Here is a 16,963-nt window from a genome sequence, read left to right on the forward strand (position 1 = left end):
AAATCAATTGCACGGATGGTTTTTATGTATGTCGCGTGATCAACAGTCATTCGTGTCAAGTGAACGTTCGCCTGTGTGGAGTCCATTGCAGGTCGGCGCTTATGCTGACTATCTTGCGCTCTTGTCTGCGACTAATCCGGTTGTAGTGGTTGAAGACATTCTAGCGCGTGATGGTGAATTACTGCTTACTCAAGCCAGTTTGCTGGATCAAAAAAGCATCGTGCGCTTAAAAAATAAAATGCTGGCCCGGCCACTGGCAGATTCCATCCGTATTGAAAAAACCATTACGGCTGGAGATTTATTACAGCACCTGCTCGACACTATTCGTTCGACCGAATATTTTCAATCGCTGGCTGAGCGGAAACACCCTTTAAGCTCGCTTGAGCCTGTTTGTGCGATGCTGTCGGATTTGCCGTTGGTGCAGCAATTTTTGACGGTGATGGCGGCGCAGATGAATGACTTGTATCACCGTACGCTTTGCGTGAGTCTTTGGTCGCTATACATCGCACAAGAAATGCGTTTGCCTGCGCATGATTCGGGCGAGATTTTTTTGGCTGCGCTTACCCATGATGTGGGCATGCTGCATCTTAATCCACAAATTCTCCATAAAGCGGATGAATTGACTGCAGATGATTGGCAACACGTGCAAAGTCATGTCGATATATCAACAAAAATCTTACGTGATATTCCCGGCGTGTCACCAGCGATTGTTACGGCTGTTATGGAGCATCACGAGCGCTGTGATGGCACAGGTTACCCGTTCGCAAAAGTCGAAAGTGAACTTTCTATACCGGGGCAGATCCTCGCCGTTGCAGATGCCATTGTCGGTATTTATTTTAATCGTTTTAAAGCGCAAGGGCGGCGCTGGCGCGAAGTAATTCCCGTGTTGGAAATGAACAGAGCCGCTTATTTGTACCGCAGCTGCGATATCGTAACCACCATGATCCTGCGCAGCGAGTTACCTCTGCCCAATCTTGTGAGTGGTAGTGGGGTGCCTGAATTTGCCGAGCGTATGCTGCAACAAAATTTGCATTTGCAAAATTGGTTCACGCAGCTGCGCGAGTGTTTGACCTCAGTGGGTTACACCCATGGTGACCGCAAGTTGCACGCATTGCAAAACGTTGTCTTGCACATTGCGACCACGTTTAAAGGTAGCCTTTTATTCAAAGAGGATTTGCGTGAATCCTTAGAATCTATGGCGAGTGAGGAGGCTGACAGCATCAGCAAAGTAGTTGCCGATGCATCGCTTGTACAACAGGAAATGGCGTTCCATTTGCAACGATTAAGTCGAATGATGCAAATGTATATTTCGTCGGGTGAGGGCAAGGATCCAAAAATCACCCAGCGGTTACAGGATGGTTTTACAAAAATCAGCGGCTATATTGGAAGTTCCACCAATACGCCGCAGTCTTGATTTGTGCCTATCTTGATTTTCTTTATATAGTTTATTGTTGATGCCAAAATGGCTGGCCGATAGTCGGTGTGCTCGGACTGGCGGTTTGGCGTTTCTGCATGAGCCCCGCTTTATAGGCTTTTCTCCCCGAATCAATTGCATCGCCAAAGGCTTCTGCCATCATCGGTGGATTCAATGCTTTGGCTACAGCGGTATTCAATAAAATTCCATCAAAACCCATTTCCATTGCTTCAGCTGCTTGAGATGGCGCACCAAGCCCTGCATCGATAATCATAGGCACATCTTTAATGCGCTCGCGCAGTGTGCGCAAGTTGTAGCGATTTAATAAGCCTTGCCCGGTACCGATAGGTGCTCCCCAAGGCATAAGTACTTCACAGCCGACATCGAGCAGCCGCTTGCACAGGATTAAATCATCAGTGCAATAAGGCAATACTTTAAAACCTTTTTTAATCAATATTTCCGATGCCTCAACCAAACCAAACGGATCGGGTTGTAAATTGTAATCATCGCCGATGACTTCCAGTTTGATCCAGTCTGTATTAAAAATTTCGCGTGACATTTCCGCTAGTGTCACTGCTTCTTTAACGGATTTACAACCGGCAGTGTTGGGCAGCAAACGACAGCCGCTTTCCTGGATAAATTGCCAAATCGCATCACCGTCGCGATTGGCCGGGTTTTGGCGGCGCAGGCCGAGAGTGACGATTTCACAGCGCGATTGGATAATGGAGTCGCGCATTAATTGTGGCGATGCGTAAAGTGCAGTGCCCAATAAAAAGCGGCTGGAAAAAGTTTCGCCGTAGAGCGTGAAATCTTTTTCGGGTTTGTTGTAATTCATATCAACCTCCACCAACCGGTTTGACGATATCGATTTGATCGCCATTCAATAATTCGCGCTCGGTGTAAGTCGAGCGGGGTACAAATTCGCCATTGATGGCCACGGCGATTTTGCTTTCGCCGTAGCCCCATTGTAGTAAGGCGTCGCTGAGTAATGTCTTGCTGGTCAGCGATATGCTTTCGTTGTTTACACTCAGTTCAATAGTCATAAGCTCGTGCTTTTTAGTGGTGATTCAGCAGTGCAGAAAAAACCGGATCAGTTTTTTTGAAGATGTGTGCCAGCACATTTTCAACTACCGCTGGCGCTAATAAATAGCCGTGGCGAAATAATCCGTTGGCGGTAATCAATCCATCGACGATGGTCACTTTTGGCAAGTTATCCATAAATGCCGGACGTAAGTTCGTATCCATTTCAATAATGCGCGCTTCCGCAAATGCCGGAGAAAGTGTGTAGAGTGCACTGCTTAATTCCAGCGATGATTGAAGCGTGACCGGCGTTCTGTCTTCGCTTTCAATTTGCGTCGCGCCAATAATAAAACGGTTATTCGGTTTGGGTACCACATAAAGTTGGTAGCGCGGGTGCATCAAGCGTACCGGGCGCCGCAAATGGATTTCTTTGGTTTCCACATGCAAGGTTTCACCGCGCACACCACGCAAATTACGCAGCTGTTTTTTTGCACCCAGCCCGCGGCAATCAATTACCAAATCAAAATGTTCTTCGCTGCTATCGGTAACAATCTTTCCTGGAAGTGCCTCGACTGAGGTGAACTCGCGGATCGTCGTACCAAGTTTCAATAATTCAACGCCAATCAAACGCAAAAACTCGCGATTATTCACATGACCTTCTTCGCGTAAAAAAATTCCGCTGTGAAAGTTGGAATGCAAATCAGGTTCGAGCTGGTGAATCTCATGTTGGTTAACATGTTGATAGCCTTTGCAGCCGGGCAATATAAATCCAAGCTCGCGCTCAAATTGGTCGAGTTCGCTTGTATCCTGTTGATGCGCGACCACGAGACTGCCATTATTAAAAAACAGCGGCGTTTCGTTCGCCGGTAATTGTGCAATCCATGTGGGCCATTGCTGCAGTGCAAAAATGCCCATGCGGTATACACCTTCGTCAGACACAACGGCTTCGCTCAGTGGCGCGACCATCCCGGCCGCAGTAAAGGCGGCGGCGCGAAGGCTTTGTGGTGCGTCCGGCGTAAAACTGCCCGCTTCAAATAGGGTGATATTGATTCCGGCGCGCTGCAATTGCCAGGCGAGCAAGCGCCCGAGTAAACCGGCACCGGCGATAGCAATTGTTTGTGGGAATTTATGGTTGGTCACATTGCCTCGGAATTGTGAGGCGGAGGGCAGGGAATAGCCGCAGCTATAAGCACCTTGTTCCCTCCGCAGGTATTAGCCTGTTCAGGTTCCACGGATTGGGCCGAACCCATCTCAGCCTTCGTGCAGACAATGTCTACCAAGGCGCTCCGACAAGAAAGTGGCCAATATACTGGCCACGAATTTACTTCGCAATCTATACGCAGGTTATTTGCTGATGGATTCCACCCGGCATACAAATTCCCCCTGTGCAACGCGCGCATTAATCACTGTGCCTATTTTGACCTGATTACTGCTAGTAATCACTTTTTTGGTGTGTGCGTCCGTAATTAATCCATATCCGCGTTCGAGTGTGCTCAGGGGATTCAACGTATTTAACATGCGCACCGTTTCACCAAGTGCTTGTTGTTTACGCTCAATCAACCGATGTTGCGCTGTTTGCAAGCGTTGGTGATGCGCTGCAACGCGCTCCCTGAGTTGTTGCAATCGCACTTGCGGATGATGTGGCTGTTGGCGGATCTCCAATTGGCGGATATGGTTTTTAAAATCGCTCAGCAGGTGTTTGATGTGGTTTTTCAAGCGCAATTCGAGGTTATCCAACCGCTGCGACTGCTGTTCCAATCGCTCACGGGGATGGCGCAAACGCTGGCGCAGGTTGAGTAAATGTTTCTGCCATTGCTGGAGCCGGCGCAGCATGGCTTCTTCAAGCAACACTTCAAAACCGATAAATTTATCGAGCCAGTCATCGGCATCGGGCACCAGCAACTCTGCCGCAGCCGAGGGCGTGGGCGCACGCAGGTCGGCAACAAAATCGGCGATGGTGAAATCCACTTCGTGGCCAACGGCGCTGACGATGGGCAGCTCGCTGTTAAAGATTGCGCGGGCGACTATCTCCTCGTTGAATGACCAGAGGTCTTCCATCGAACCGCCGCCGCGCGTAAGCAGTAGTACATCAAATAAACCGGCGCGGTTGGCGAGATCTATAGCTTTAACGATTTGCGGGGCCGATTCTTTACCTTGTACCGCAACGGGAATCACTGTTACGGGAATGCCGGGAAAGCGGCGTTCCAGCACACTCAATACATCGTGAATCGCGGCGCCTGTGGGGGAGGTGATAACGCCGATATGTTTGGGGAGGCTGGGCAACACTTTCTTGTGCGCCTCATTAAACAATCCCTCCTGGGAGAGTTTGTGCTTGAGTTCATCAAACGCGCGTTGCAGGGCGCCGCTACCGGCTTCTTCCATGTGCTCGGCGATAATTTGGTAATCACCGCGCCCCTCGTAAAGACTGACTCTTGCCCGTAATAAGACGTGTTGCCCCTGCTGCGGTTTGAACCGCACCAGCATATTGCGGTTGCGGAACATGCAGCAGCGCACTTGGGCCTGGTCGTCTTTAAGGGTGAAATACCAGTGCCCGGAGGAGGGGATGGATACGTTGGAAAGCTCACCTTCTACCCACAATAATGGCAAATGAGTCTCCAATAGCTGCCGGGCCTGGCGATTAAGCTGGCTGACACTGAAGATTTCACGCTCGGGGGTTTTGCTAAACAGATCGGTAGTCATGGGCGCATTCTAGGGGAAGCGGGCTCGAGGGTATAGCCTCAGCTTTGCCCTTAAACACTAGATATTGTGGTTTTTGGTTTACCCGAGGCGCCCAAGTCGCTATAATTTTGCGTTTATTTTTCCCCTGCTTTGAGGTTGGTTGGTATGTTGCGGATTGCTGAAGAAGCCCTCACGTTTGACGATGTTCTGCTGGTGCCCGGTTATTCCGATGTGACCCCTAAAGACGTGTCCCTGAAAACCCAATTGACACGCAAAATTCAATTGAATATCCCGCTGATCTCCGCCGCGATGGATACCGTTACCGAAGCGCGTTTGGCGATTGCTATCGCGCAAGAAGGCGGCATAGGCATCATCCATAAAAGCATGACCATTGAGCAGCAAGCTGCTGAAGTGCGCGCCGTTAAGAAATTCGAAGCCGGTGTGGTGAAGGACCCAATTACTATCGACGCTAGCGCGACCATCCGCGATTTGATCGCATTGACCCGCAAAAACAACATTTCCGGTGTGCCGGTGCTGAGCAAGGGAGATCTCGTCGGTATTGTGACTGGCCGAGACGTGCGCTTTGAAACCAATCTGGATGCCAGTGTTTCCAGCATCATGACGCCAAAAGAGCAGCTCGTAACTGTGAAAGAAGGCGTGTCTGCTGAAGAAGTGCGCAACTTGCTACACAAACACCGCATCGAAAAAGTATTGGTAGTTAATGATGCGTTTGAATTGCGCGGTCTGATTACCGTAAAAGATATTAACAAAGCTGAAAAATACCCGAGCGCATCGAAAGACCCTGAAGGTCGTTTGCGCGTTGGTGCCAGCGTTGGTACTAGCCGCGATACCGATGCCCGTGTTGATGCCTTGGTGGAAGCCGGTGTGGATGTGTTGGTAGTTGATACCGCCCACGGCCACTCCAAAAATGTATTGGATCGCGTACGAGCAATCAAATCCAAATATCCTGATGTGCAAGTGATCGGCGGCAATATCGCCACTGGCGCCGCGGCACTTGCGTTGGTTGAAGCTGGTGCGGATGCGGTAAAAGTCGGTATTGGCCCAGGTTCAATTTGTACTACCCGTATCGTTAGTGGTGTAGGTGTTCCGCAAATTTCCGCAATCGCTAATGTGGTTGCTGCGTTGAAAGGTACCGGTGTTCCAGCCATTGCTGACGGTGGTATTCGTTATTCAGGCGATATCGCGAAAGCCATCGTTGCAGGTGCGCACGCCGTCATGATGGGTTCCATGTTCGCCGGTACTGAAGAGGCTCCGGGTGAAGTGGAACTGTTCCAGGGGCGCACTTACAAAGCTTACCGCGGCATGGGTTCATTGGGTGCAATGGCGCAGACCTCTGGCTCAAGTGACCGTTACTTCCAGGATGCGAGCCAGGGTGCAGAGAAACTTGTGCCGGAAGGTATCGAAGGCCGTGTGCCATACAAAGGTTCATTGACCGCAATCGTGCATCAAATGATGGGCGGTGTGCGTTCCGCTATGGGCTACACCGGCTGTGCCGATCTGGAAACCATGCGCACCAAACCTGAATTTGTACGTGTGACCTCTGCCGGCATGGGCGAAAGCCATGTGCACGATGTGCAGATCACCAAAGAAGCGCCCAACTACCCAATAGGTGGCGGGCGTTAATCACTGACTTGTTTGGTGCTTACAAAAACTCGGGTAAAGCCCGAGTTTTTCGTTTAAACAGAATTCATTTTTCGTTTTTCTTTTTCTTGTTTTTTTATTCTACTTTTTGAGCAGGAACCAGCATGCCTCACGATATTCACGCACAGCGAATCCTTATTCTCGATTTCGGTTCACAGTACACCCAATTAATTGCGCGACGTGTGCGCGAGATTGGTGTCTTCTCTGAAATTCGCGCATGGGATATGAGCGAAGAAGAAATTCGCGCGTACAACCCCAAGGGAATTATTCTCGCTGGTAGCCCTGAATCAACCACTGAAGCAGGTTCGCCGCGCGCACCGGAAGTTGTGTTCAATTTAGGTGTTCCCGTGTTTGGTATTTGTTACGGTATGCAAACCATGGCCATGCAAATGGGTGGTTTGGTTGAAGGTTCAAACATCCGTGAATTTGGTTACGCGCAAATTAAAGTGAATGGCCAATCCTCACTGTTAAACGATATTAAAGATCACGTTGATCACGACGGTAGTGCTTTGTTGGATGTGTGGATGAGCCACGGTGACAAAGTGACCAAAATGCCGGAAGGGTTCAGCTTGATGGCATCAACTCCATCATGCCCGATTGCAGGTATGTACAACGAAGCTAAAAAATTCTACGGCGTGCAATTCCATCCTGAAGTTACTCATACATTGCAAGGCAAACGCATATTCGAGCATTTTGTTTTGCAAGCCTGTTCGTGTGAACCGCTCTGGACGCCCGCAAACATTGTTGAAGATGCATTGAAAAAAGTGCGTGAACAAGTCGGCACTGACAAAGTCTTACTGGGTCTTTCTGGCGGTGTAGATTCATCCGTCGTTGCTGCGCTGTTGCATAAAGCGATTGGCTCACAACTGACCTGCGTGTTCGTTGATAACGGTTTGCTGCGCAAAAATGAAGGCGATCAAGTAATGGATATGTTCGCCAAAAATATGGGCGTAACAGTTATCCGCGCTGATGCTCAAGATCAATTTTTAACTAAATTGAAAGGCGAAAACGACCCCGAGAAAAAACGCAAAATTATTGGTGGAACTTTTATCGATGTGTTTGATGCTGAAGCGACCAAGCTCAAGGATGTTAAATGGTTGGCACAAGGAACCATTTATCCGGATGTAATCGAATCTGCCGCTGCCAAAACTGGTAAGGCGCATGTGATTAAATCGCACCATAACGTTGGTGGCTTGCCAGACGATATGGCGTTCAAGTTGGTTGAACCGCTGCGTGAGTTGTTTAAAGACGAAGTGCGTGCGATAGGTTTGGAATTGGGGCTGCCGTATGACATGGTTTATCGTCATCCATTCCCTGGCCCAGGTTTGGGGGTACGTATTCTCGGTGAAGTGAAAAAAGAATATGCCGATATTTTGCGTGAAGCCGATGCTATCTTTTTGGAAGAGCTGCATGCGTCTGGCTGGTATCACAAAACCTCACAAGCCTTTGCGGTATTTCTGCCGGTGAAATCAGTCGGTGTAGTGGGCGATGGTCGTCGCTATGAGTGGGTGATTTCATTGCGTGCGGTGGAAACCGTAGATTTTATGACGGCACGTTGGGCGCATCTTCCTTACGAATTATTGGAAAAAGTGTCTGGCCGTATCATCAATGAAATCTCCGGCGTATCGCGCGTTTGCTACGATGTATCAAGCAAGCCGCCTGCAACGATTGAATGGGAATAAGTTTTACAGGATTTTTGCGGCACAGGGATGTGCGTGTTTGTTTGCGGTTGTGAGTTATTCTTCTAATAAGGCAACAAATACAACGAGACGCCGATCATATGCGCCACACGCCTGGAATCAACCATCAAGAATCAATCAATCATCACGAGCTAGGCAACATTAACTCATCCGTTTTGCTTTTTGTTCTCTTTTTCTTGTGCGTGTGCTCTAGCTTTGCACAAACAGAAATCCCTCCTGCAAACGAATCATTGGTTAGCAGTCTAAGTGCCAGCAGTTATCCCGCTACTATCGATGCTGCGCAATCTTCATCAACTAATAACTTGCAGGATTCAACACTTGAGGTTTCTCCTTCTGTCTCGTCCATAGCATCAGCAAGTGTGTCTGTGCTTGCGGTTGAAGAGACTTCACAAGCGCAATCGGCGATAGACACATCGTCTGCATTTTCTTCGGCCGTGGCAACAGTTTCATCTTCAACTGCAAGTGACATTTCATCTGCCAGCGGCGATTTATCAGCAGAGAATTCATCGGTCAACTCATCGCTGCATAACGAATTATCAAGCGCGGCTGATGTTGCGACCTCCGTTGAACCTTTATCGCTTTCTAAATTTATTCTGGACACGGAAGTTAAACCTGGAACGTCGGTGCGTCTGACATGGAATTCGGAAACTGCTGTTGGTGGTTTCAGTGAGGCCACTCCTATTCTTGTCGTGAATGGGGCAACCCCAGGCAAAACACTGTGTTTAACTGGCGCTGTTCATGGCGATGAATTAAATGGAATCGAAATGGTTCGCCGTGTTGTATTTGACATAGATCCGGCCAAGTTGACGGGAACAATTATCGGGGTGCCCGTCGCTAATATTATGGGCTTTCGCCGCAACTCGCGTTATCTTCCCGATCGCCGTGACTGGAACCGCTATTTCCCCGGTAATACCCATGGCAGTTCGGCATCGCGTTTGGCGCACTCATTTTTTACCAAAATAATTATGCATTGTGACTCGTTGGTAGATTTGCATACCGGCTCATTTCATCGTACTAATTTGCCGCAATTGCGTGCAGATCTTGCGGATGAAAATGTTGCGCGGCTCGCACAAAATTTTGGTGTGATTGCTGTGCTTAATGGGCGCGGCAATCCGAATTCCTTACGAGCAGCTGCAGTGCGCGCAGGTATTCCCGCCGTAACCCTTGAGGCCGGCGAGCCTATGGCTATGCAAAGTGAAGTCGTGGAGGAAGGGGTTAAGGCGATCAATACTCTGCTTGCAAAAACGGGTATGTATGGGAAACAACAGCGCTGGACGCGCATCGCTCCGGTTTATTATCGCTCGGCGTGGGTGCGTGCCAATCAAAGTGGAATTTTATTTAGTAAAGCTACGCTCGGGCAGCGTGTAAAAGAAGAAGATATCTTAGGCACAGTAACTGATCCAATTACTAACGCGCGCACCACGATTAAGTCTCCCTACAACGGCCGCATTATCGGTATGGCGCTCGATCAAGTAGTGCTCCCCGGCTTTGCCGCCTACCACATAGGTATCCAGACACCGGAAGCTATTTTGATCGAAGAAAGTCAAATGAACGAAGGCGTGTTGGAAGAAGATGAAGAAGACGGTGATGATTCCGGTGTGGATTCTTCCGATGAAATCGATGAGCCCGAAACCGGCGTGAGCAAGGCGCAAGATCGGATGGCGGATGAGTAGTTGTGTTAAGCAAAAGGAGTGATTGTTAAAAAGAAAAGGCCAGCAATTGCTGGCCTTTCTCATTAATACATTCTCTGGTATTAGATTTTAAGACGGCGGCGCATAACGCTCAGCCCTATAAGCCCTAATCCAAACAACAATAAACCTGATGGCTCGGCGACACTGGTGAATTTTCCAAACTCAGTAACATGACTAATTGTCGTATTTCCCAAATCTTTAAATTTGAATCCACTATTGAGTTGTGAAAAGTCAATCACCCCCCAACTGGCGTTGGCATTGTTTTCAAAGAGTGCCCACCACTTGGCATTTTTTACTAAAAAATAACCAGGTGTAGCTGCCAATTCAAAAGCATATACGTAGCTGGATTCCGTCGTGGCGTAAATCTCGACGCTATTGGTTTTGGTGACATAGGTAGTGTCTGGGTTTAGTAAAGAGTTGACCCAGTTAGTTTCAGAGGTGGGGTTGCTATTGCCTTGCATGAGGGTTTGCCCAAGCAAGGTATCCAAGCTGCCCACATTCGTCCCTGCATAGATTTCACCTGCTTTAATCGTATAAGCGGACGCTGGCGTGCACACCGTAATTACTGCGGTAACTAACAGTGATGAAATGAGTTTTTTCATAACAACTTCCTGTGGGGTTGTCGTGTTCGGGTGGCAAAAATTAAGCCTTAATCTTAAATTGATGTAAATTATTTCGGTCTGCTGTTTAAGGGCTTATTGACGTGTTTCTGCTGGGGTCTAATGCGTTAGCAGTTTGATCAAAAAGTGACTACAGCAAATCGTTAATGAGTTTCCACTCATCAACTGTGACCGGTTGTGTTGATAAGCGACTCTGTTTTACCAGTATCATATTTTCTAATCGCGGTTGCGCTTTGATTTCCGCTAGCGCAATCAACCGCGGGAATACTTTAGTGAGCTTAATATCCACCGAAACCCAACGCGGATTTTCTGGTGTTGATTTGGGATCGTAATAATCGCTTTCCGGATTAAATTGGGTTGGGTCGGGGTAGGCGGTTTTTACGACTTTAGCGGTGCCGACTATGCCGACATTTTTGCAACTGCTGTGATAGATAAATACTTCATCATTCAATGCGACTTGATCGCGTAAAAAATTACGGGCTTGGTAATTGCGGATGCCATCCCAGCGGCCGATTTTATCGGGCGCAGCCGCGAGATGGTCGATACCGTAGATGTGTGGTTCTGCTTTAAATAGCCAGTATTTTTTTGCCATCACTCACTCCTTAATCATCTACGGATTTATGATTGCTACAGCCATGCACTCAAACGCTGTGCTGTTTCTTCGGTTACTAATTCCAAGCTGATTTTGCGCTTCTCAACATCAACGTCGTTGATCACCACAAATACTTTTTCATCGAGTTTGTAAGTCTTGCCTTCAATTGTCAGGCTTAGGCGACGTGAATCAAATTGTGCTTTAATGTCACTCTCTTTGGGAGCTAGTAGTGCATAGCCTTCCAAACCCCAATCTTCCATTTTTACGCCGATACCAAACGAGTTAACCAAACCGATACTGGCGGGATGCACACTCCCAATGTGCTGCTTCGCATATTGGCAACCGAGCCAGGTTTCCGCATAGCGACATGCTTGGCGGCCAGTGTTGAGTTGGTTTTGTAACTGTTCGGCAAATTGTTTTTTATTGCCCACATTTTCTGCTGGCAAGCCGCGCAATATGCGTTTAATCGCAAGATGGTTAAACAGATCGTTATAGCGGCGAATAGGTGAGGTCACCATCGCATAAGCTTTAAAGCCCAAACCAAAATGCGGAATGGGATCAAAGGTTAATGAGCCAGCTTGCAGCATGCGTTGTAAGAGTGAATGCAGGCTCGCGCTTAAAGGATTACCTGTCGGGTTTGAGCGCAATTCGCTAAATAATTTTTGGAAGCTATCCAACTGAGTTAAGTCGCCAATGGTTAAATCCGGGCGGTCTTCCTGAATCAGTGCGACCGCATCATTGATACGTTCCGGGCGAAACCCGATGTGACTGGAAAAAATACCGTAGCCGGGATGCTGCAAAAATAATTCGCCTGCGCAGAGGTTAGTAACCAGCATTGCCTCTTCAATCATGCGGTGCGCGATATTACGTTCGCGTTTTTCTACGTGATCAATTTTTCTTTGGTCATTGAGAATGTAGGAATAGTCGGGGCGCTCCTCCATCACCAACGCATTCGCTTGGCGATATTGCGCACGCGCTTGCGCAAATCCTTTCAATTCGACGAGCATATCGTGGATAAACGCTGGTGCGACGAGTAGTGATTCGCCGGTACTCATCAGGGCATCGAATACACCCTGGTAACTCAATTTAAAATGCGAGCGAATTTGCGCTTCAATAAATTCAAATGTGCTGATAGTGCCATCGTGCAAAATTTGCATGCGGCATACCAGCGCAGGGCGTTTTTGCTCCGGTACTAATGAGTAAGTATCGTGCGATAAATCGACCGGCAACATAGTCACCGTTTGGCCGAGTAAATAAAGCGTACTTGCACGCGCACGCGCGGATTGTTCCAGCGGGCTATCAAAACTGATGTGTTTGCTGGGATCGGCAATAGCGGTAATTAATTCCCAGCCATTTTCGTTGGGTGCGATATAAATAGCATCATCCATATCGCGCGTATTTTCGGAATCTATAGTGACGAAGGGCAGGTGGGTTAAATCCAGTTCACCATTTTCAAACGTGAGTGGCGACCAATTAATTCCGCCTGCTTGAGTTTGCGCGGCCGGTTGCCATTCAAACGGAATCTGGAATTTGGCGATGCTGTAACGGCTTTCTACACCAGGCTCTTCCAAGGTGCCGATTCGGTTGCGAATATGAATCTGGGTTTTGCCTTCACTATTGAACGGGTGACGGGCAACTTCGCAGTGAATTAAATCGCCGACTTTATAACCTTTGCGCTCTTGCGGTGGAATAAATAACCAGCGATTAAAATTGTTTACGTCTGGCTCCACAAAATCGGTGGTGCCTTTGTTCACGTAGCGGCCAACAAATTCGGTCAGGCCGGGTTTGATCAGCTTGATTAATTTTGCTTCAAATTGGCCTTTGCTGTTGGTGGTAATTTCCGCTTCGACGCGGTCATCAGGCAGTACGCGCATCATTTGGTCGGGGTCGATAAAGGCTTCGCGGCCGTCGTCGAGAATCAAAAAACCAAAGCGTTTGGTGGTGGCGCGAACCAGGCCTTGTGCGACATCTTTGGTTACAGCGATAGCGGACTTTAATTGAGCGAGTTGCTGCAGGGCATCTTTATTGAGCATGTAATACAACTTATAGGTAAGGATTATGGCGCGATTATAGCTCGATTTAACTGCCCTGTTGCGCAAATCTGGGGCAGCTATTTTTTTGGTAAAAATAGTCTTTACTGATTGTTAACGGTAATGCTTTTGACAGTCTTGGGCGCCATCGGGTTACAATCGCCTTAATGTTAGTTATTGTTTTTATTGAATTTCTGGATAAGGGTTAGGTTTTGGACGCAGTTACCATCAACAATATTTTGCTCGTTGGCGCCCTTTTGGTCGCCGCGAGTATTCTGCTGAGCTCTATTTCTACCAGGGTAGGTGTGCCAATTCTGGTGATTTTCCTCGCGGTGGGGATGCTTGCGGGAGTGGATGGCCCCGGCGGAATTGTTTTTAATGATTACTCTACTGCTTATCTGGTGAGTAACCTCGCGCTGGCAATTATCCTTTTGGATGGTGGTATGCGCACCCGCGCAGCAACTTTCCGTGTTGCGCTTTGGCCTGCGCTGTCATTAGCGACTGTCGGTGTGATGATAACAGCAGGTTTAACGGGCTTTGCAGCCGCTTGGTTGTTCGACCTCTCCTTACTTGAAGGCTTGCTGATCGGCGCGATTGTGGGTTCGACAGATGCCGCTGTGGTATTTAATTTATTGAATGGCAAAGGCCTTAATGAGCGTGTTGGTTCAACGCTGGAGATCGAATCGGGCAGTAACGACCCCATGGCGATGTTCCTGACGGTGACCTTAATTGCCATGCTTGCCGCCGGTGAAACCAGCTTCAGCTGGGGCGTGCTGACCAGTTTGGTGCAGCAGTTTGGGATAGGTATCGCCCTGGGGTTGGGTGGCGGTTGGTTGCTATTGCAACTGATCAATCGGCTGTCGATTGCCGGTGGTTTGTACCCGCTATTAGCCGTTAGTGGCGGCATTATGCTCTACGCGATTTCTGGTGCTATCGGCGGCAGCGGTATCCTGACGGTGTATGTGTGTGGTTTGCTGATCGGTAATCGACCAATCCGAAACCGTCATGGCATCCTCCATATGTTCGATGGCCTCGCCTGGTTGAGCCAAATTGGTATGTTTTTGGTGTTGGGGTTGTTGCTTACGCCCAGTGAACTTTTGCCCATCGCGGTGCCAGCATTGTTGCTGTCGCTTTGGATGATTTTATTCGCTCGTCCTCTTTCCATTTTTGTCGGTTTATTACCCTTCCGCAGTTTTAACTTGAAAGAGCGCACATTTATATCCTGGGTTGGTTTGCGCGGTGCGGTGCCTGTTATTCTCGCGGTGTTCCCATTAATGGCGGGGCTTCCTAATGCGCAGCTTTTTTTCAATGTAGCGTTTTTTATTGTGTTGGTGTCCTTGCTGGTGCAAGGAACGACATTAAGCTGGGCCGCCAAAAAAGCCAAAGTTGTTGTCCCGGCTGTGCCTTCGCCATTTTCACGCGCTGGGTTGGAAATTCATGTCACCAGCCAGTGGGAATTGTTCATCTATAAATTGGGGGCTGAGAAATGGTGTATTGGTGCCGCATTGCGCGAGTTGCATATGCCGGAAAATACCCGCATAGCAGCATTATTTCGCGATAAAGAATTATTCCACCCATCTGGTAGTACGCGCTTGATGGCGGGTGATGTGCTCTGCGTAATCGGCCATGAGCAGGATTTACCAGCGCTCGGAAAATTATTTAGTGAAGCCCCAAAACGTACACTGGATTTGAGTTTCTTCGGTGATTTTATTATTCAGGGCGATGCAGAGTTGCGCGATCTGGCGATGCTGTATGCGCTGGATATGAAAGGCTACGAAGAGCATAAAACACTAGGCGAGTTGATTGGGCAAATGGTGGGCGGAAAGCCGGTAGTGGGTGATCAAAGCGAATGGAGTGGAATGCTCTGGACAATTGCCGAAGTGGAAGGAAACAGCGTACGTAAGATCGGAGTTAAACCCGTGGTTAAAAAAAATATGCCATCCAATGATTAGTGCAGCCGATGTTTAATCTACGTAATTCATTGCTCTTGCGGACGCAAGCATTTATCGACGGTGAATGGTGTAACGCCGATACGCATAAAACCTTTGCAGTAAAAAATCCTGCGACTGGAGAAATTATTACCCAGGTTGCAGATTTGGGTGTTACTGAAACCCGCAGGGCGATAGTTGTAGCGGCTCGAACACAGCAGGTATGGGCACAAAAAACGGCAAAAGAACGCAGCCAGTTATTGCGCGCATGGTTTGACCTGGTAATGCAACATCAGGATGATCTCGCGCAGATCCTTACTATTGAGCAAGGTAAACCCTTGGCAGAAGCGCGTGGGGAAATTGCTTACGGCGCAAGTTATATTGAATGGTTTTCTGAAGAGGCCAAACGTATTTATGGGGACGTGATTGCTCCGCCCAGTGTTGATCAGCGGATTTTGGTGATCAAACAACCCGTCGGTGTTGTTGCGACAATCACTCCCTGGAATTTTCCCTGCGCAATGCTAGCGCGAAAAATTGCTCCCGCATTAGCAGCTGGCTGCGCCGTCGTTGCTAAACCTGCTGCAGAAACACCGTTATCTGCGTTAGCTCTGGCATTTCTTGCACAGCATGCGGGTATACCTGGGGGCGTGATTAATATCGTCACGGGAGCTGATTCTGCTGCAATTGGTGCGGAGTTAACCGGCAATCCACTCGTGCGGAAGTTGTCGTTTACGGGCTCGACTGCCGTGGGTAAACAATTAATCCACCAATGTGCCGCTGATGTAAAACGCATCACCTTGGAGTTGGGTGGTAACGCTCCGTTTATTGTGTTTGATGATGCTGATTTGGATGCGGCTGTTGCTGGTGCAATGGTCTCTAAATTTCGCAATGCTGGGCAGACTTGTGTTTGTGCCAATCGTTTTTATATACACCGCTCGGTTTACGCCCAATTCAGTGAGAAATTAATCGCCGCAATGAATTTGCTGTCGGTCGGAAACGGAATGGGAGAGGGTGTAAGTGTTGGTCCGTTAATTTCGTTAGCCGCGGTAAAAAAAGTGCAAGTGTTGGTGGATGATGCGCTCGCAAGAGGTGCACATATCGCATATCAAGCCACACTTGATCTAACTGAAGCGGCGCAAGGCAATTTTTATCCACCGACGTTATTGTTGAATGTTTCTCCTGATTCAGCGTTAACTTGTCAGGAAATTTTCGGTCCGGTAGCAGGATTGATTGCATTCGACACCGATCAACAAGTTATCGCATTTGCGAATGACTCTGAGTTTGGTTTGGCTGCTTATTGTTACACGCAGAATGCGAAACGCATAAAACATCTATCCGAAGTGCTGGAAGCAGGGATGCTGGGGATTAATACCGGCATCATCTCCAATGAAATGGCCCCTTTCGGTGGTATTAAACAATCCGGTTGGGGCAGGGAAGGTTCGCTTTACGGTATCGATGATTATGTGAGCGTAAAATACCTGTGTGAGCGTTTTTAATTACCAGCCTTCTATTGTTTTTTCCTTCATCTGTTAAATCTGCAACAAATTTCTGCAGCATAAAAGCCTGTCCGTAGCTAAATTCCGAATCCTTACTAAACTTGAACGTATCAGTATCCATATCTGATACA

At 48.3% G+C, this 16,963-nt stretch carries 14 protein-coding genes and 1 riboswitch; of the genes, 6 read left to right on the forward strand and 8 right to left on the reverse strand.

All coding sequences use genetic code 11. From position 1 onward, the window contains the following. Positions 1-28 precede the first annotated feature (28 nt). Complete coding sequence (locus B4E62_RS12110) at positions 29-1,414, forward strand: HD-GYP domain-containing protein (RefSeq protein WP_331352237.1); 1,386 nt, start codon at positions 29-31, stop codon at positions 1,412-1,414. A 31-nt stretch (positions 1,415-1,445) separates the two neighbouring features. Here B4E62_RS12110 and B4E62_RS12115 read toward each other — a convergent pair whose 3' ends face one another. The 4 genes from B4E62_RS12115 to xseA form a co-directional block, all read right to left on the reverse strand. Next, positions 1,446-2,249 carry a thiazole synthase gene (locus B4E62_RS12115; protein WP_331352238.1) on the reverse strand — a complete coding sequence of 268 codons (804 nt, stop codon included), beginning with the start codon at positions 2,247-2,249 and terminating at the stop codon, positions 1,446-1,448. Position 2,250: 1 nt separating this feature from the next. After that, positions 2,251-2,457, reverse strand: coding sequence for a sulfur carrier protein ThiS (gene thiS, locus B4E62_RS12120; protein ID WP_310071129.1), 207 nt, complete (start codon positions 2,455-2,457; stop codon positions 2,251-2,253). 13 nt (positions 2,458-2,470) lie between these two features. Continuing rightward, on the reverse strand, positions 2,471-3,574 hold the full coding sequence (locus B4E62_RS12125; protein WP_331352239.1) for an FAD-dependent oxidoreductase: 1,104 nt from the start codon (positions 3,572-3,574) through the stop codon (positions 2,471-2,473). Between the two features lie 41 nt (positions 3,575-3,615). Next, a riboswitch (TPP riboswitch) is annotated at positions 3,616-3,733 on the reverse strand. A 45-nt stretch (positions 3,734-3,778) separates the two neighbouring features. After that, positions 3,779-5,134: an exodeoxyribonuclease VII large subunit gene (gene xseA / locus B4E62_RS12130; RefSeq protein ID WP_331352240.1), complete on the reverse strand. Its 1,356-nt coding sequence runs from the start codon at positions 5,132-5,134 to the stop codon at positions 3,779-3,781. 144 nt (positions 5,135-5,278) lie between these two features. Between xseA and guaB the strand changes: the two genes are divergently transcribed. Continuing rightward, complete coding sequence (gene guaB / locus B4E62_RS12135; protein ID WP_331352241.1) at positions 5,279-6,757, forward strand: IMP dehydrogenase; 1,479 nt, start codon at positions 5,279-5,281, stop codon at positions 6,755-6,757. Between the two features lie 122 nt (positions 6,758-6,879). Next, positions 6,880-8,457, forward strand: coding sequence for a glutamine-hydrolyzing GMP synthase (guaA, locus tag B4E62_RS12140; RefSeq protein ID WP_331352242.1), 1,578 nt, complete (start codon positions 6,880-6,882; stop codon positions 8,455-8,457). A 274-nt stretch (positions 8,458-8,731) separates the two neighbouring features. Here the strand turns inward: guaA and B4E62_RS12145 are convergent, their stop codons facing one another. Then, complete coding sequence (locus B4E62_RS12145) at positions 8,732-9,076, reverse strand: hypothetical protein (RefSeq protein WP_331352243.1); 345 nt, start codon at positions 9,074-9,076, stop codon at positions 8,732-8,734. Positions 9,077-9,098: 22 nt separating this feature from the next. On the opposite strand from B4E62_RS12145, the gene B4E62_RS12150 reads away from it, so the two are divergent. After that, positions 9,099-10,148: a succinylglutamate desuccinylase/aspartoacylase family protein gene (locus B4E62_RS12150; protein ID WP_310071113.1), complete on the forward strand. Its 1,050-nt coding sequence runs from the start codon at positions 9,099-9,101 to the stop codon at positions 10,146-10,148. Positions 10,149-10,228: 80 nt separating this feature from the next. On the opposite strand, the gene B4E62_RS12155 is transcribed toward B4E62_RS12150, so the two are convergent. From B4E62_RS12155 to B4E62_RS12165, 3 genes are all read right to left on the reverse strand, one after another. Beyond that, positions 10,229-10,768, reverse strand: a complete 540-nt coding sequence (locus B4E62_RS12155) for a PEP-CTERM sorting domain-containing protein (protein ID WP_310071110.1) — start codon at positions 10,766-10,768, stop codon at positions 10,229-10,231. Positions 10,769-10,916: 148 nt separating this feature from the next. Further along, entirely contained in the window at positions 10,917-11,378 is a 462-nt protein-coding gene (locus tag B4E62_RS12160) for an EVE domain-containing protein (protein WP_310071108.1), read from the reverse strand. 35 nt (positions 11,379-11,413) lie between these two features. After that, on the reverse strand, positions 11,414-13,411 hold the full coding sequence (locus B4E62_RS12165; RefSeq protein WP_331352244.1) for a VacB/RNase II family 3'-5' exoribonuclease: 1,998 nt from the start codon (positions 13,409-13,411) through the stop codon (positions 11,414-11,416). Positions 13,412-13,620: 209 nt separating this feature from the next. Here B4E62_RS12165 and B4E62_RS12170 point away from each other — a divergent pair, with 209 nt between their 5' ends. Further along, positions 13,621-15,360, forward strand: a complete 1,740-nt coding sequence (locus B4E62_RS12170; protein ID WP_331352245.1) for a potassium/proton antiporter — start codon at positions 13,621-13,623, stop codon at positions 15,358-15,360. Between the two features lie 8 nt (positions 15,361-15,368). Then, positions 15,369-16,832: an NAD-dependent succinate-semialdehyde dehydrogenase gene (locus B4E62_RS12175; RefSeq protein ID WP_331352246.1), complete on the forward strand. Its 1,464-nt coding sequence runs from the start codon at positions 15,369-15,371 to the stop codon at positions 16,830-16,832. The last annotated feature ends 131 nt before the right edge of the window (positions 16,833-16,963 follow it).

The sequence above is a fragment of the Cellvibrio sp. UBA7671 genome (assembly GCA_002483145.1).
GTDB lineage: Bacteria > Pseudomonadota > Gammaproteobacteria > Pseudomonadales > Cellvibrionaceae > Cellvibrio > Cellvibrio fibrivorans.

Excerpts from the sequence above, each read along its gene's own strand:
- guaB (WP_331352241.1), top strand. The coding sequence starts at position 5,279 with ATGTTGCGGATTGCTGAAGAAGCCCTCACGTTTGACGATGTTCTGCTG.
- B4E62_RS12110 (WP_331352237.1), top strand. The coding sequence starts at position 29 with ATGTCGCGTGATCAACAGTCATTCGTGTCAAGTGAACGTTCGCCTGTG.
- xseA (WP_331352240.1), bottom strand. The coding sequence starts at position 5,134 with ATGACTACCGATCTGTTTAGCAAAACCCCCGAGCGTGAAATCTTCAGT.
- B4E62_RS12155 (WP_310071110.1), bottom strand. The coding sequence starts at position 10,768 with ATGAAAAAACTCATTTCATCACTGTTAGTTACCGCAGTAATTACGGTG.
- B4E62_RS12160 (WP_310071108.1), bottom strand. The coding sequence starts at position 11,378 with ATGGCAAAAAAATACTGGCTATTTAAAGCAGAACCACACATCTACGGT.
- thiS (WP_310071129.1), bottom strand. The coding sequence starts at position 2,457 with ATGACTATTGAACTGAGTGTAAACAACGAAAGCATATCGCTGACCAGC.
- B4E62_RS12115 (WP_331352238.1), bottom strand. The coding sequence starts at position 2,249 with ATGAATTACAACAAACCCGAAAAAGATTTCACGCTCTACGGCGAAACT.
- guaA (WP_331352242.1), top strand. The coding sequence starts at position 6,880 with ATGCCTCACGATATTCACGCACAGCGAATCCTTATTCTCGATTTCGGT.
- B4E62_RS12165 (WP_331352244.1), bottom strand. The coding sequence starts at position 13,411 with ATGCTCAATAAAGATGCCCTGCAGCAACTCGCTCAATTAAAGTCCGCT.
- B4E62_RS12175 (WP_331352246.1), top strand. The coding sequence starts at position 15,369 with ATGTTTAATCTACGTAATTCATTGCTCTTGCGGACGCAAGCATTTATC.